Origin of the sequence: Vibrio sp. 99-70-13A1 (assembly GCF_013114625.1) — a bacterium.
In the GTDB taxonomy this organism is placed as follows: Bacteria; Pseudomonadota; Gammaproteobacteria; order Enterobacterales; family Vibrionaceae; genus Vibrio.
On the sequence record NZ_VTXD01000002.1, the window covers coordinates 42045 to 58318 of the forward strand.

The 16274-nt window shown below is 43.6% G+C and carries 12 protein-coding genes and 1 pseudogene; 7 read left to right on the plus strand and 6 right to left on the minus strand.

Going from position 1 to position 16274, the window contains the following annotated elements; translation table 11 throughout:
• Positions 1 to 9 precede the first annotated feature (9 nt).
• A complete protein-coding gene (locus F0226_RS01935; RefSeq protein ID WP_171734046.1) occupies positions 10 to 1746 on the plus strand; it encodes an electron transfer flavoprotein-ubiquinone oxidoreductase in 1737 nt (578 codons plus the stop codon).
• A 145-nt stretch (positions 1747 to 1891) separates the two neighbouring features.
• On the opposite strand, the gene yghU is transcribed toward F0226_RS01935, so the two are convergent.
• Entirely contained in the window at positions 1892 to 2752 is an 861-nt protein-coding gene (gene yghU, locus F0226_RS01940) for a glutathione-dependent disulfide-bond oxidoreductase (protein WP_171734047.1), read from the minus strand.
• A gap of 256 nt (positions 2753 to 3008) precedes the next feature.
• On the opposite strand from yghU, the gene F0226_RS01945 reads away from it, so the two are divergent.
• The gene (locus tag F0226_RS01945; RefSeq protein WP_137373818.1) at positions 3009 to 3353 is read left to right on the plus strand and encodes a YajD family HNH nuclease; all 345 of its coding nucleotides are present in this window, start codon (positions 3009 to 3011) and stop codon (positions 3351 to 3353) included.
• 200 nt (positions 3354 to 3553) lie between these two features.
• On the opposite strand, the gene F0226_RS01950 is transcribed toward F0226_RS01945, so the two are convergent.
• The 3 genes from F0226_RS01950 to F0226_RS01960 form a co-directional block, all read right to left on the minus strand.
• On the minus strand, positions 3554 to 4312 hold the full coding sequence (locus tag F0226_RS01950; protein WP_171734048.1) for an SDR family oxidoreductase: 759 nt from the start codon (positions 4310 to 4312) through the stop codon (positions 3554 to 3556).
• A 114-nt stretch (positions 4313 to 4426) separates the two neighbouring features.
• Positions 4427 to 5587, minus strand: coding sequence for an acyl-CoA dehydrogenase family protein (locus F0226_RS01955; RefSeq protein ID WP_171734049.1), 1161 nt, complete (start codon positions 5585 to 5587; stop codon positions 4427 to 4429).
• A 25-nt stretch (positions 5588 to 5612) separates the two neighbouring features.
• Positions 5613 to 6845: a thiolase family protein gene (locus F0226_RS01960; protein WP_171734050.1), complete on the minus strand. Its 1233-nt coding sequence runs from the start codon at positions 6843 to 6845 to the stop codon at positions 5613 to 5615.
• Positions 6846 to 7137: 292 nt separating this feature from the next.
• Here F0226_RS01960 and F0226_RS01965 point away from each other — a divergent pair, with 292 nt between their 5' ends.
• The 5 genes from F0226_RS01965 (at position 7138) to F0226_RS01985 (ending at position 12778) form a co-directional block, all read left to right on the plus strand.
• Entirely contained in the window at positions 7138 to 8307 is a 1170-nt protein-coding gene (locus tag F0226_RS01965) for an isovaleryl-CoA dehydrogenase (RefSeq protein WP_171734051.1), read from the plus strand.
• Between the two features lie 143 nt (positions 8308 to 8450).
• Positions 8451 to 10124 carry a carboxyl transferase domain-containing protein gene (locus F0226_RS01970; protein WP_171734297.1) on the plus strand — a complete coding sequence of 558 codons (1674 nt, stop codon included), beginning with the start codon at positions 8451 to 8453 and terminating at the stop codon, positions 10122 to 10124.
• Positions 10125 to 10215: 91 nt separating this feature from the next.
• On the plus strand, positions 10216 to 11136 hold the full coding sequence (locus F0226_RS01975; protein WP_171734052.1) for an enoyl-CoA hydratase-related protein: 921 nt from the start codon (positions 10216 to 10218) through the stop codon (positions 11134 to 11136).
• The gene (locus F0226_RS01980) at positions 11133 to 12080 is read left to right on the plus strand and encodes a hydroxymethylglutaryl-CoA lyase (RefSeq protein ID WP_301338141.1); all 948 of its coding nucleotides are present in this window, start codon (positions 11133 to 11135) and stop codon (positions 12078 to 12080) included. The genes F0226_RS01975 and F0226_RS01980 overlap by 4 nt, the downstream gene beginning before the upstream one ends.
• 239 nt (positions 12081 to 12319) lie before the next feature.
• A complete protein-coding gene (locus F0226_RS01985) occupies positions 12320 to 12778 on the plus strand; it encodes a plastocyanin/azurin family copper-binding protein (protein ID WP_171734053.1) in 459 nt (152 codons plus the stop codon).
• Positions 12779 to 12897: 119 nt separating this feature from the next.
• Here F0226_RS01985 and F0226_RS01990 read toward each other — a convergent pair whose 3' ends face one another.
• Positions 12898 to 15588 carry an arsenate reductase (azurin) large subunit gene (locus tag F0226_RS01990; protein WP_171734054.1) on the minus strand — a complete coding sequence of 897 codons (2691 nt, stop codon included), beginning with the start codon at positions 15586 to 15588 and terminating at the stop codon, positions 12898 to 12900.
• 127 nt (positions 15589 to 15715) lie between these two features.
• Positions 15716 to 16249, minus strand: a pseudogene (locus F0226_RS01995) (arsenate reductase (azurin) small subunit); the annotation flags it as partial.
• Positions 16250 to 16274: the final 25 nt, after the last annotated feature.

Below are 16274 nucleotides of genomic sequence, written 5' to 3' on the forward strand. Positions count from 1 at the left end.
GTAAGAATCATGGATAGAGAATGCATGGAATTTGATGTGGTTATTGTAGGTGCAGGTCCCGCAGGCTTAGCAGCGGCATGCCAATTGGCATTATTAAATAAACAAACACCTCCACTTAAAGATGAAGATCAATCGACCGAAAACCCTCACGAAAATGCGCCATTATCCATTTGTGTCATAGACAAAGGAGCCGAGGTAGGTGCACATATCCTCTCCGGCGCGGTCTTCGAAACCACAGCGCTTGATGAGCTTTTCCCCGAATGGCCTCAGATGTCTGCGCCTGTAAGTTCGCAAGTAACCAAAGATCAGTTCCTGTATTTAACAACACATCAGAATCATGTTGTTATTCCGCACGTTCTCACTCCAAACCCAATGCTTAACGATAAAAACGATCATAAAAACTATGTCATCAGTCTTGCCGATTTATGCCGCTGGCTTGCCATTCAAGCAGAAGAACTTGGAGTAGAAATTTTCCCAGGCTTTGCCGCTTCATCCATTAGCTATGACCAAGAGGATCGGGTTAGTGGGGTGATTACCTCTGATATGGGATTAGATAAAGCCAATCAGCAAAAGCCTTCTTTCGAAGCTGGTATAGAACTAAAAGCTAAATACACGCTCTTTGCTGAAGGTGCTCGCGGTCATTTAGGCAAGGAGCTCATAAATCGTTTCCAATTAGACCATGAAACTCAGCCGCAACATTACGCATTAGGCATAAAAGAGATATGGGAAATACCCAGCGAATATCATGAAGAAGGAAAAGTCATACATGCCACAGGTTGGCCTTTGAGTGAAACCAATACTTGTGGGGGAAGTTTTTTATATCACTTAGCTGATAACCAAATCGCGATAGGGTTAATTACCGATCTCAATTACCAAAACCCATATCTAAGCCCATACGATGAGTTCCAGCGCTTGAAACATCACCCTTCTTTCTCGCGTTACTTAAAAAGCGGTCAACGAATCGCTTATGGCGCAAGAGCCATTGCTAAAGGGGGATTATCATCACTTCCTAAGCAAGAGTTTCCTGGTGGTATTTTAATTGGGTGCGATGCTGGAACATTAAACGTAGCCAAAATTAAAGGCAGCCACACCGCAATGAAATCAGGCATGCTTGCTGCTCAAGCTGTTTTTGATGAGCTTAATTCGAATGGACCTCAAAGCGAGCCAAACTATCAAAAACATTTTAAGCAATCATGGCTTTATGATGAATTGAAAGACACTCGTAACTTCGGTTCTGGAATTCATAAATTTGGCCATGTTCTCGGGGGATTACTTGCCAGTTTCGAGCATAACATCTGGTCTTCTATGACAAAAAAACCAGTGCCATGGACAATAAAAGATCAAAAGTATGACCATGATACACTTCACCAAACTAACCAATCTTATAAGATCGATTACCCAAAGCCTGATGGCATATTAAGTTTTGATAAAGCGTCGTCACTGTTTTTGTCTGGTACTCAACATGAAGAGAACCAACCTTGTCATCTTCAATTAATCGATCAAAATATTCCAATCGAACTGCATTTAGATCTTTACGATGAACCAAGCCAAAGGTATTGCCCAGCTGGTGTCTACGAATTTATTCGGGAAGAAATAAAAGGGGAAGAAGACAGACAAGTCACCAATTTTCAGATTAATGCGGCTAATTGCCTACACTGTAAAACCTGCGACATTAAAGACCCCTCTCAAAATATCAAATGGCAACCACCAGAAGGCGGTGGCGGTCCTAATTATCAAAACATGTAGTCTATTAGCTGAAATCTGAAATTATTAGGATATGACGAATCTATATGAAAGTGCAGATGAGACTAAAAAGAGGACAAAAAAGTGAGCGTGCAAAAACACTCTCACTTTAAGATTAAGTAAATTTTTATAGGTTAAATAAAGCTATCTATTGAGGCTTCTTCGCTAGAACTGCATCAATGTCAGCTGCACTATGGCGCTCATGAACTTGCTCCCATTCTTCGCCAAATGGACGGTTCACAATACGACCACGTTGAACCGCTTCACGGCTTTCAAGCAATTTAGCCCAGCGAACCACATTCGTGTAAGACTCAACTTGCAGAAACTCTGCCGCGTCGTAAAGGTTGCCTAAAACTAAATTGCCATACCACGGCCAAATAGCCATATCGGCAATGCTGTACTCTTCACCCGCTACGAATGTATTGTTAGCCAGTTGCTTATCTAATACAGACAGTTGGCGCTTTGCTTCCATTGCAAAGCGATTAATTGGGTATTCATATTTGTTATCAGCGTATGCGTAAAAATGCCCAAAACCACCACCTAAAAATGGTGCAGAACCTTGAGCCCAGAACAGCCAATTGAATGTTTGAGTTCTCGCACTGCCTTCTTTTGGTAAGAATTGACCAAATTTTTCAGCCAAGTGAACCAAAATAGAAGCCGATTCAAATACGTGGCTGTCTTCAGTACCCGATTTATCAACTAAAGCCGGAATTTTCGAATTTGGGTTTACGCCTACAAAGCCTGATGAAAACTGATCACCTTCACCAATTTTAATAAGGAAAGCATCATATTCCGCTTCTTTAATGCCCAAAGCCAATAACTCTTCTAGAAGAATCGTTACTTTTTGACCGTTTGGCGTACCAAGAGAATAAAGTTGCAAAGAATGCTCACCGACCGGTAAATCTTGTTCGTGTCTTGCTCCAGACTCTGGGCTATTTATGTTTGCCCATTTATTGCCACCATTGGTGTCATTTACCCAAACTTTCGGTGGAGTATATTCATTTGTCATTATTATTCCTTAGTAATGTGGGTGTTTCATAAACTGATATCGGGGCGTTTCTAGTAATTAAAACCCCAATCACTCTATTTCACTTACATTTTGTTACTGGGTGTTCTTTTGTGAATCTAAAGAGTAGCTCAAAGCGTAAGGTTTAAATGATCTAGATCTGATGACAAGCATCTACCTTCGTTAAACCATCCTCCTGCTTTTAGAGTTATGATAAAGTACTTTGTATTGATATAGATTCATGAAGTAGGACGAACAAATGTCATCAGATTACACAGGCTCTAGTGCAGCCTATGCTCGCCAGGAAAGCGGCTACCGTGAAAAAGCACTGAAACTTTACCCTTGGGTTTGTGGTAAATGTGCACGTGAATTTGTGTATTCAAACCTACGTGAGCTAACGGTTCACCACGTTGATCACGACCACACTAACAACCCTCAAGACGGCAGCAACTGGGAGCTGTTGTGCCTGTATTGCCACGATCATGAACATTCAAAATACACGGATCATGATCGCTACGGCGTGGATGCAAAAGCAAGCTTAGATGATCACCAACAAGCGACGCACAACCCATTTGCTGATCTTGCTAAATTGATGAAGAAATAATCATTGCATAAAAAGCCGTTAAGCATATAAACAGTTACGCGAAGAGATTGCGTTCATTTTTTCTGCATTGGTTTCAATAAACGCTCTAGGTAAAAATACCAGGGCGTTTTCATTTTAAGAAGCCCGAAAATTTCTCCTCTGAACTCCCCTCCACTTTGATCTTAATGCCGTCTTTCTCTGTTCATATTCCTAACTAAGCATTACATTCTTAACCCGCCGTCTACTTCTAATATACGGCCGGTAAAGTAATCATTTTCAAAAATATATTTCGCTGCGTGCGCAATTTCAGCGGGTTCTCCAATACGCCCGACAGGCACCATGCTATTCAACCTTTCTATCGCTTCCGCCTTTAAGCTTTCAGCCATCGATGTTTGAACAATACCTGGGGCAATCGCCGCCGCTCGAATCCCATATCGCGCTAACTCCTTAGCCCAACACGTTGCCAGTGCCGCAACAGCCGCCTTTGACGCAGAGTAATTGGACTGACCGATATTTCCAGAACGAGCAACACTTGAGATATTAATGATCACGCCTTTTCTCTGCGTCTCTATCATTTTTACGGCGGCTTCTCTGCCACACAAAAATGTGCCTGTCAGATTGACATCAATGACAGAATTAAACTGCTCTAATGGCATTTTCGTCACTTTTCCATTTTTGGATTTAACCAGCAGACCGTCACGTAAAATACCCGCATTATTGATTAGCCCATCTAGCTGACCAAAATCATCCACAATACGGTTAAAAGTTTGCTCGACTTGAAGTTCACTCGTGACATCGACGTTATAAACAAAGGTTTTGGTTCCAAGCATATGGCACTGTTTTTGAGTATCCAGCAAGGCTTGTTCATTCATATCCAATAAGGCAAGTTCAGCCCCAGACTGAGCTAATACTATCGCCATCATTTGCCCAAGCCCTTGCCCCGCGCCTGTAATAGCGAGCACGCTCCCTTTTAGTTCCATTCTAACTCCTTATTTTCAGTTGTTGTTCTAAGTGAAAGCAGTCCGTGATTGCTCTTGATGAAAACTTTCCTTTATAGCTTTTCTTTCCGTTATAGCTTTGAAGCGAATTAAAACTCACAGTAAATTAGAACCTTGAGTTAAAACATGTCGGGCAATAATGACGCGCATGATCTCATTCGTTCCTTCCAGTATTTGATGTACTCGCACATCTCTAAAATACCTTTCTACCGGGTACTCTTTAATATAGCCATAGCCGCCATAAAGCTGCAGAGCTTGATCGCATACTCTGAATCCTACATCGGTCGCGAACCGTTTCGCCATCGCACAATAAGCGGTTGCTTCAGGGTCTTGTCTATCTAATTTACTAGCGGCATATCGAACCATTTGCCTCGCGGCTATTAATTCGGTTGCCATATCAGCTAACTTAAACTGGATGCCTTGGAACTGAGCGATTTCCTTTCCAAACTGCTTACGCTGCTGTATGTACTCGGTCGCATCATTCAGCGCTTGTTGAGCCGTTCCAATAGAACAACTAGCAATATTTATTCGCCCTCCGTCTAATCCTTTCATTGCGAAGGTAAAGCCGTCGCCCTCTTTGCCCAATAGATAATGTTTGGGGATCTCAACATCTTTAAAAATTACCGACCGAGTCGCTTGGCTCTTCCAGCCCATTTTCCGCTCTTTTCTTCCATAACTTATACCGGCGCTATTTGCAGGTACAACAAAGGCAGAAATAGCTTTAGCACCACTTTCCTCTTCCGATGTTTTCGCCATAACGACTAAGATATCTGTATCACCCGCCCCAGAAATAAATGCCTTTTCACCCGTCAGTACATAACTATCACCCTGCTTTTTCGCGAAGGTTGACAGTGAAGCAGCATCCGACCCTGAATTCGGTTCAGTCAGGCAATACGAACCCAACCATTCACCAGCAATCAACTTAGAACAAAACTCCGTTTTCGCTTCGCTAGTAGCGAAACTTGAGATCATCCAACTCACCATATTATGTACCGTCATATAGGCGGTCGTGGACGTACACCCCATTGAAAGTTGTTCAAATATAATCGATGAATCGAGCCGACTTAACCCTAAACCACCCTGCTCTTCAGGAGTATACAAACTCAAAAAACCAAGCTCTCCAGTTAGTTTCAACACGTCTTTTGGAAAGATTTCATCTTGATCCCATAAAGCTGCATTCGGGGATAACTGATCCAATGAAAACTGGCGAGCCATTTCAGAAAATGCTCGTTGATCTTCGCTTAATTCAAAGTCCATACATTCCTCCGGCTACAATTTTCTTTTATGAATTAGCCACTGAAACTTCAATTCCAACGGCTGTCGCTTCGCCTCCTCCAATACATAATGAAGCCACACCTCTAAGTATCTGAGAAGTCTTTGAAGGGGCGCTTTTTTGTGACGCTAAAGCAAGCTGTCTGAGGCTGTGAATAAGAGTGACTAATATTCTGGTTCCACTTGCTCCTATAGGGTGCCCCAAAGCACAAGCACCACCTTTTACATTCACTTTTGAAGGCTCTAAACCAAGTTGTTTAACCGCAATTTGAGTCACCACGGCAAACGCTTCATTGATTTCCCAAAGGTCCACATCTTCCATATCCCAATCTAATTGAGAAAGCAGTGATTGAATTGCAAAGACAGGAGCAAGAGTAAATTCCGCAGGTTCACGGGCATGGGTCGCATGACCTTTAATGATGGCAAGGGGATCTAGCCCATGGTGGCGTGCTAGTGTTTCATTGATAACAATCACAGCTGCAGCCCCATCCGCTATTGAGCTGGAGTTTGCCGCGGTGATCGTTCCATCTTTAGTGAAGGCAGGTCGCAAAGTCGAAATTTTAGTGGGATCGATATCTCGTGGGTGTTCATCAAAATCAATGAGTTGCCTGCCTAGATCTTCGCCTAGATAGAAATCATGGATCATTTCATCAGAAAATAGGTTTTGTTCTTGCGCAGTTACCGCCAAATTCACCGATTTTTCCGCCCATTCATCCATTTCTGTTCTGCTAAATTGAAACCTATCTGCCGATTTCTGAGCAAACACCCCCATTAATTCTCCTTGATAAGCATCTTGTAAGCCATCAAGAAACATATGATCGTGCGTGGTTTTATGTCCAAGGCGCATCCCTTTACGAGACTCTTTAAGCAGGTAAGGAGCATTGGTCATGCTTTCCATACCACCAGCGACGACGCACCTGAGGCTGCCAGCCTTAATCAAATCATGAGCCAACATGACCGATTTCATTCCAGAGCCACAAACTTTGTTGATGGTGGTGCAAGCCACGGAGTTTGGAAGCCCAGCGCCTAACGCAGCTTGCCTTGCCGGGGCTTGCCCACACCCAGCCGGCAGTACGCAGCCCATAATTGTTTCATCAATATCTTCCATTGGAATAGCCGCCGATTTTATTGCCGCTTCAATGGCTAGACTGCCTAGTTGTGGAGCACTAAAGTCACTCAGCATTCCTTGAAAACTGCCCATTGGTGTCCGTTTAGCGGAAACAATCCATATTTCATCGCTCATCACTTAACCCTCCAGATGCAATATCTGATTTCGGTAATTCGATTCTGATTTCTTGACGTTTCCACAAGCATAGCACTAACATTTATAAACATAGGAACAAGTGAAATTTCAAACCAATAGCATCATTTAATGAATAGCGGCGGCATCGGTCACTTAATAGCAGCGCTAAATCAGTTGCATCATCAGATACATAGCACTGTCAGATAAATAGTGACGTCATCAACTAGCACCACCACTTAACGCCACCAGTAATAAATTGCGTTTAACGTTCCATCCATGTTCGGGAGGAGTTATGCAAGACACATTCAAACCACTCAATTTTGGCCTTGGCGAAACTGCAGATATGTTACGTGAACATGTTCAGGCTTTTGCTAACGAGCACATCGCCCCTATTGCGGCTCAAGTCGATATCGACAATCAATTTCCCAATCATTTGTGGTCGATATTTGGAGAAATGGGCTTACTCGGTGTGACTGTTGACGAACAGTACGGTGGTGCAGGCATGAATTACCTTGCTCATGTAATAGCAATGGAAGAAATCAGCCGAGCTTCTGCATCGATTGCCCTCAGTTATGGTGCACACTCCAATCTATGCGTGAATCAAATTTTCCGAAATGGTACAGAGCAGCAACGCGAAAAATACCTCCCAAAATTAATCGATGGTAGTCATATTGGTGCGCTTGCAATGAGTGAACCTAATGCTGGTTCTGATGTGGTGGCGATGCAATTGAAAGCGGAATTACACGGCGATCATTACATTCTAAATGGCACAAAAATGTGGATCACTAACGGGCCGGATGCGCATACCTTAGTCGTCTATGCGAAAACAGATCCTGATGCGAAGTCACATGGGATTACTGCGTTTATTATTGAAAGTGAGTTTGAAGGTTTTAGCCATGCCCAAAAGCTCGATAAGTTAGGTATGAGGGGGTCGAATACTTGTGAACTAGTGTTTAACCAGTGTCGAGTGCCAGTAGAAAATGTACTGGGAAAGGTAAACCATGGCGTTGAAGTACTGATGAGTGGGCTGGATTACGAACGTGTGGTATTAGCCGCCGGTCCATTAGGCATTATGCAAGCTTGCCTCGACTTAGTTGTCCCTTATATCCATGACCGTAAGCAGTTTGGTCGCTCAATTGGTGAATTTCAACTCGTGCAGGCGAAAGTTGCGGATATGTACACACGGACCAATGCCGCTAAAGCCTATGTTTACACTGTTGCTGCTGCGTGCGACCGCGGCGAAACCACCAGAAAAGATGCCGCTGGTGCTATTTTATACGCAGCAGAACTTGCCACACAGATCGCGTTAGATGCGATCCAATTATTAGGTGGCAATGGCTATATCAATGAGTTCCCCGCAGGTCGCCTGCTAAGAGATGCTAAGTTGTATGAAATTGGGGCAGGTACATCCGAAATTAGACGGATGTTGATAGGTCGAGAGCTTTTCGAAGAATCCAGTTAACACTGCAGGTTAGCTATGCTTTAACAAAGCCTAGAGTTTACTCGAACAAGATCTTGAACTTCACTCTAACAAGTTCTGGAACTTGAAAAGCCGACTTTGTGGACACCTATGGTAATGATTACATTCAATGAAGGAGTGCGATGATGGCAGTGATCCAAACGAAAATTAAGCCAACCTCACCTCTGTTTTTGAAGAACCAGCAGGCAATGGAAATGCTGGTCAATGAACTGCAATCCAATATAAGCAAAATAAAACAGGGCGGTGGAGAAGCCGCTATCGCACGCCAGAAAAGCAAAGGGAAACTGCCCGTCAGGCAGCGCATTGAGAGTCTCATTGATGATGGTAATGACTTCCTTGAAATTGGGCAGTTTGCAGCCTGGGAGGTCTATGAAGAAGAGGTTCCTTGTGCCGGTGTCGTAGCAGGAATCGGTAAGATCCACGGCATTGATTGCATGATCATCGCCAATGATCCGTCGGTCAAAGGGGGAACGTATTACCCGCTTACAGTGAAAAAGCATTTAAGAGCACAAACCATTGCTAAGCAATGTCATCTGCCCTGTTTGTATCTGGTTGATTCCGGTGGTGCAAACCTTCCCTACCAAGCTGAGGTCTTTCCTGACAAAGATCATTTCGGTCGAATTTTCTATAACCAAGCTCGTATGTCAGCGCAAGGCATTCCACAAATTGCCATTGTTCTGGGTCTCTGTACTGCGGGTGGCGCTTACATTCCAGCCATGGCTGACGTGTCTATTATAGTAAAACAACAAGGGACTATTTTTCTTGCGGGTCCGCCTTTGGTCAAAGCTGCGACCGGTGAAGTGGTGACAGGAGAAGAACTGGGAGGTGCTGATGTTCATTGCAAAAAGTCTGGTGTGGCTGACTACTATGCCGAAGATGAAAAACACGCTCTAGAACTGGCGAGACAAGCTATAAAAAGCGCTAACATAAATCATCCTAGTGACCGCTATGAATTCAATAACCAAAGTACAGATTCGGCAGCCCAGTCACCAATAGCTCAACCATTAACAGCTCAGTCATCAACAGTACAATCTCCCATCTACAACCCAGAGGAGATGTATGGCATCGTCAATTCCGATCTTAGGTTGTCTTTCGACATCAGAGAACTTATCGCAAGAATTGTAGATGGCTCTGAATTTGATGAATTCAAAGCTCTCTACGGAAAAACCTTAGTGTGTGGCTTTGCTCACTTACATGGAAACCCAATAGGTATTGTGGCGAACAACGGCATTCTGTTTTCCGAATCTTCTCAAAAAGGCGCACATTTCATTGAGCTTTGCGCCATGAGAAAAATCCCCCTCCTCTTCTTGCAGAATGTCACAGGCTTTATGGTTGGGAAAAAATACGAAGAAGAAGGCATAGCCAAACATGGTGCAAAATTAGTGATGGCAGTAGCGTGTGCAGACGTACCTAAATTCACTGTGGTAGTCGGGGGCTCGTATGGTGCAGGAAATTATGGAATGTGCGGAAGAGCCTATGAACCGACAATGATGTGGATGTGGCCAAATGCGAGAATATCAGTCATGGGCGGACCTCAAGCTGCAGGAGTGATGGCACAAGTACAGCGAGATATAAAAGCCCGCAAAAATGAAGAATGGACCGAGCAGCAAGAAGCAGACTTCAAGCAACCTATTCTTGACCAGTATGACACTCAAGGTAGCCCTTATTATGCCAGTGCAAGATTATGGGATGATGGCATTATTGACCCGAAAGAGACCCGTGACATTGTAGGAAAAGCCCTAAATTCAGCGTTAATAGCACCAATTTCAGACAGTAAGTTTGGTATTTTCCGAATGTAGCTTTTCTGAATGTGGCTTTTTGAGTGTAGTTTTTCTAATCCATCTTTTACTAATTCAGATTTTGTATATGGCTCAGCTCAGAGGAATGGCTATGGACAGCAAACCAAACACATCTGGACACGTGATTTGTGATATCAACCACCAAGGTGTGGCACTGCTCTCTATTAATCGCCCTGAGAAGCATAATGCGTTTAATGCTCAAGTTATTCAGGAATTACTCAGCCACCTTGCCAACCTCAAAAAGAACCCGAAAGTTCGCTGTTTAATTTTACAAGGTACGGGCAAACATTTTTCTGCTGGAGCTGATTTAAATTGGATGAAATCCATGGCAAGCAAAAGCCGAAGCGACAACCAGGATGATGCAGCTTCGCTCGCGCAGTTGATGAGTCAGTTAGATACCTTTCCCCACCCAACTCTTGTACGAGTCCAAGGGTTCGCGTTAGGAGGAGCGCTCGGGCTGATTTGTTGCTGCGACTTTGCGATTGCCCTTCACGATGCCCAGTTTGGACTAAGTGAAGTCAAGATTGGGCTAGTCCCTGCCACTATCGCCCCGTATGTATGTCGTGCAATTGGGACTCGCCAAGCAAGGCGTTACATGCTCACCGCAGAACGTTTTAATGCCGACACAGCGCAGCATATTGGATTAATCCATAGTGTCGCGCATGAAAATGAAATAGAGGATTTAACCAATCGCTTCATCGCCAGTGTTCTATTGAATAGCCCAGACGCACTTTCAAAAACCAAAGCCCTTTGTTTGCACTGTGATGCTTCGCCTATTGAAGCCGAACTGATTGATCACACCAGCCAGCTTATCGCAGAGGTTCGAGTTTCTCAGCAAGGTCAAGAAGGGCTTAATGCCTTTTTTGATAAACGGAAGCCTAGTTGGGCGGATGAGTCTTTTTCTTCTGAGCAGCTTTCTGCCGAATCTTCTAATGCGACATTCGATAATGCAAGATTCGATAATAAAACAGCCAAGGTCGACTTTAAACTAGGTGAGCAAGGTGAACAATGAAAGCATCTCCACGGCACAGCTCATTATCTCACTCATTAATGCCGAATAAGATCACCATTGTTGAAATGGGGGCTCGTGATGGGCTGCAAAATGAAACCTTGGTCAGCACCGATGCAAAAATAGAATTGATCAATCAGCTTTCAGAAACCGGCCTTACGCATATTGAATCCGGCTCCTTTGTCTCCCCAAAATGGGTACCACAAATGGCAGATTCAGATTTAGTGTTTAAAGGCATAAAGCAGCAGCCAAACATCATCTATTCAGCTCTAACCCCTAACCTGCAAGGTTTCGAAAAAGCACTTCAGTCTGGAGTAAAACAAGTGGCTATTTTCACTTCGGCATCTGAAAGCTTCAGCAAAAAAAATATCAACTGCTCCATTGCCGACAGTATTAAACGATTTGAACCCGTGTTATCCGCCGCTCATAAGCAAAAAATTCCAGTAAGGGGCTATTTATCTTGTGTGATTGATTGCCCCTATGAGGGCTGCACTTCTGCCGAGCAAGTCGCTCACCTAGCACAAGTGCTGATTGATTTAGGGTGCTATGAAGTCTCTCTGGGCGACACAATTGGGACTGGAACACCAATAAGAGTCGCCCACATGCTCGAAGCCGTGCAAAACAAAGTCAGCACAGAACAAATTGCGGTTCACTTTCATGATACTTGGGGGCAAGCGCTCACCAATATACATCAAGCTTTGACTATGGGTATAAGCGTTGTAGATAGCAGCGTCGCAGGGCTTGGAGGGTGCCCTTACGCTTTAGGTGCCAGCGGTAACGTTGCGACGGAAGATGTACTCTATTTATGCCAAGGGCTTGGGATTGAAACCGGGGTCAGCTTAGCGGAAGTCGCGCAATCTGGCTGGGATATCTGCCGAGCTTTAAACAAACAACCAAGTTCAAAAGTATCACTAGCGTTAATGAATAAAGCGCTCATAGCTAAATAACGAAAAAGCGAAGTAGCGAAGTAGCGAAAAACCGTCAACAAAGTAAGCGAGTAACCAGAAAATTAAACTAACAAGCAAGTAAACAAAGCCCGCACATAAATAAAAATAATACCCTTATTGACTAAATAGGTATTCCACATCAACAAAATAGAAACTAATACAAGTTTGCACTTTTACCACGCTGGTGAATGATTTAGCATTGTTGCGAATAATTCTAATTACTAAGAAGAATACAAACAATGAGACTTTTTTTCCTGATAGTAACCATGATTCTTTCCGCTCCAACATTTGCTGAAACCAAAGTCATTGAACAAGTGATGGACATGAACGTAGAGAACATCGATAAGATGTATCAGTTCATTCCAGATTACGTAGAAATACAGCCAGGCGATAAAGTACTGTTTAAAGGAACTGTGGGCTCTCACACTGCGCATAGCATTCAAGGAATGCTACCAGAGGGAGCAAAACCTATTATGATTTCGGGTTCAAATGCTCAGGAAGTCAGCTTTGATAAGCCCGGAGTTTATGGCATAAAATGCAAAGTGCACCATAGACATGGCATGGTCGCCTTGGTGGTTGTGGGAGATCCGAGCGTGAACATCGTTGAAGCTCGTGCTGCGGCAAAGAAACGCGTAAGCCGTCGCTCACAACAGAAAATGCAAGATCTTCTTGATAAAGCAGAAGCGACGATTCAATAAATTTAAAAAGACGAATTGATACGGAGTTGAGTGAAAACGAATACTTCCCTCTTCCAGATATAAAAACAGCGCATTGAGCGCTGTTTTTATATCTGAAACATTCACTGGGCTTTATAACATTAAACAATATTTCTAGGGGCAAACGAGAAGCCTGTAAATTGGTGTTTGTATTTTGACTCACCGATTTTTTTGAGTTGAGCAACACCCATCTTGAAGTTGTAATTGCCACTGATTTGATCGACAACTCTTGTGGTTAAAGCGTTTGCTGGGTTTTTCATGTCCATCATATTACAGAAAAGTACGCCTTTTTTCGTTGAACTACTAACAATGGCTACCGCTTTAATTTCAACACGATCTAATTGAATATGACCATTTTTCATTAAGGAACTGAATTGAAAATCATCAGCTTCAACCCCTAAGATCGTATCTTTAAAATTTGCGACTCGGTCTGAATACACCAATACCTCATCACCCGCTTCAATACCACGTTTTGCCGCATCTTCAGGGTGAATTTCAATCCAATTATCCGGCCATCGATTCTTAATGTAACTTCTGCGCTCCACATCATCGAAGCCTGACTGCCAAATTTCATTCACACGTCCATTGGAGAACCAAAGTTCATCGTCTTTTGGTGTTAACCATGAATAGAAATCACTGAATAAATCCCAAGGATGTTTTTGTAAATTGACTTTGCCTGTTTGGCTATTAAATTGCGTAAGCTGTTTACGCATAATGTTAGCCCCTTGAGGACCATCTTGAAGCCCTTTTTTAACTAAGTCATCCCAACTCATTTCTGTGTCATGCAGGCGTTTAGTACCAATCAATTCTTTGGTGTCGTAATTGTAAAAAACCGGACCTTGGATGCCTTCTGTACCGAATTCAGCTAATTTTTGATGCAATGTTTTGTTTTCTGCATGAGCCGCCACTTTGATCATATTGTAATCTTTACGGCTACCGCGGCTGAATCGAGAAGACTCTTCAGCCACATCATTAGAGTTCTGCCAATCAAAGCCATCGTAACCCATCTTTTGTGCAAGATTAGCAATGATCCACCAATCTGGCTTCGACTGCCCAGGCGCATCATTAAATTTTTGATATAAACGTAAGCGGCGCTCACCATTCGCGCGCATAAAGTCTTCTTCACCCCAAGTGGCTGCGGGGAAAATAATATCGGCAAACTGTTTACCAATCGGATCTCGCAAATAGATGTCTTGATTCACAACAACCATGCCACCAGAATCAGCTCTGCGTTTCAGCGTATCAATAATGTGCTGTTTATCTCGAGAGGTAACTTGATGCGGATTACCGTTTGTTAACTCAACAAATTTATCTTTCAACCCATAGCTGCCACACATCGATTGAATCCAAGTGGTGCCAATAACATGCGCCATTCGAGTATGACCAGAGTAAAGATAGCGATCGGTATCAATGGAACGGCGTCTACGGCCTGCGACTTTCTCTGGTGATTTATTGCGAGGCAATTTACCACCAGCTACACCGCCTCTTTGGTGACCACCAAAACGTCCGATCACTCGACCTTCTCGACCGCCCGTACCAATCACCGTTGCTAATGCTGAAATCGCATTAGTATTCCCCGTATTATTTGACCAATAGAAGCCTTTTTCGATACCTATCGATGCTTTGACTCGTTGACCATTCACAGGTTTAGATAACATTTCTGCTGCTTGATAGATCTTATTTACATCAATTCCAGCTATGCCTGCCGCGTATTCAGCTTCAAATTCTTTTTGTTCAAAGTTCCATGATTTGTAGCTTTCAATCCCATCAGTTTGAAACTTGCCCCACGTTGTTCTCCATTGCCATGGTGTATTACGTGTGCCTTGACCAAAGCCAGAGTCAGATTCCCACTTGTTGTTTACCCAGTTCTTTAACCATTCACTGTCTTCCCACTGGTTTTGTAAGATCACGCGAATGATGGCACCAATCACCAAGTTGTCGGATCCCGGGTTGATATCAAGATGCAGCCCACCTTGCTTTTTCATCCAAGCAATACCCGCTGTTTCTCGCGGGTTCAATATAACGGTTTTCATTCCTCGCTGAACCGCAGGCATGATGAACTGGGTAAAGATGATCGTCTTCGTTTCGTAAGGATCAGTTCCGCAGATCATTAACGTATCGGCAGCTCCCCAGTCTTCATAACTTGGTGCAAAATTATCAAAGCCAGCGTCTCGGAAACCAGGTGTCGCAGTCACATCAGATGGCGTATCATGAAATGAAAAATTAGCCGTATTCACGTGTCTTAATGCGTACTTAGTGATCGCGTAGGTATTCTCAATATATTGGTATGAGTATGTTTTCACGCAATAGCTATTTGAGCCGTGCGTATCAATCACATGGAGGCCCACCTGCGCGGCAATATCTAATGCAAAATCCCACTCTACCGGCTGTAGCTGACCATTGATTCGTACCAGAGGTTGCTTCAATCGATCTTTAGTTGGTGTTTTAGGATTATATACCTTTTGAGCTAATAGCCCACCTCGAATTGAAGAGTCGCCTCCTTTATTCACGACCTTTGCATCTCTATCTGCAATGATCACCACATGATGCGGTTTGCCATTATGCGTGACAATATTGTGCTGCTGAGGCGATACCCATGCTTGCAAAGTGCTTGTTGGAAAATCCACACCAAAGGCGTTTTGGTGAGCGAGAGCCCCACCTGATTGAACACTTACCGGCCAGCGATAAACTTTATAACCACAAGCTACAACGCAGTAATCACAAGCTGTTGTGATTACTTCTGCATTCGCGGGAGGAAGAAGTGTATGACTTAATTGATTATACTCACTCATTCTATGACTCCCAGCTCTTAAAGTTTGCTAGTTCGTTAAAGCCAGCTGTTTCGTCTAAGTGATCTGCTTCTTTTGCCTGACCAGTCCAGTCGACCTGATCAGTTTTCTTAACCAGATCTGTGTCTTGAACCTTATCCAGTCCTTCAATATTTTCAATTCGCCCGAAGATTAGCCCCATAACGCCAACGGCATAAATGTCGTCACCTTCGAGTTCCAGTAGAACTTGTGGCAAGCTTTCGAAGGCTTGGCCAGAAACGATGATCCCATGCCTTCGTATGTCGAAGGTCGACAAATGATAAGGACATTGCCCCACAACACGGTGTTCATCTATTGCCTTATAGTTTCCAGTTAACGGCCCGCCTTGATGAGTACACATCATTGAAAATGCGACTACGTCCCTTTGTTCACCAATACCACCACCACAGGCAATATCCGTTTTTGTCAGCATAGCGATAGAGTTAGGACCATTATCAGGATATTGAAAATACACCGCTTCATGGTTAATTAACTGACTCATTTTCGCGATTTTTTTACGAGGATAGCCCGCCACTCTTCCGTGAGCCTCTTGCTGCTGTTCAGTACCTGCAAACAAAGTAATAGGTACCAAAGAAACGGCTGTCGCAGCGCCTGAATAAAGTAGAAAGTCACGACGAGAAAGCATGCACTTAGCATGACCTTTATCGGAT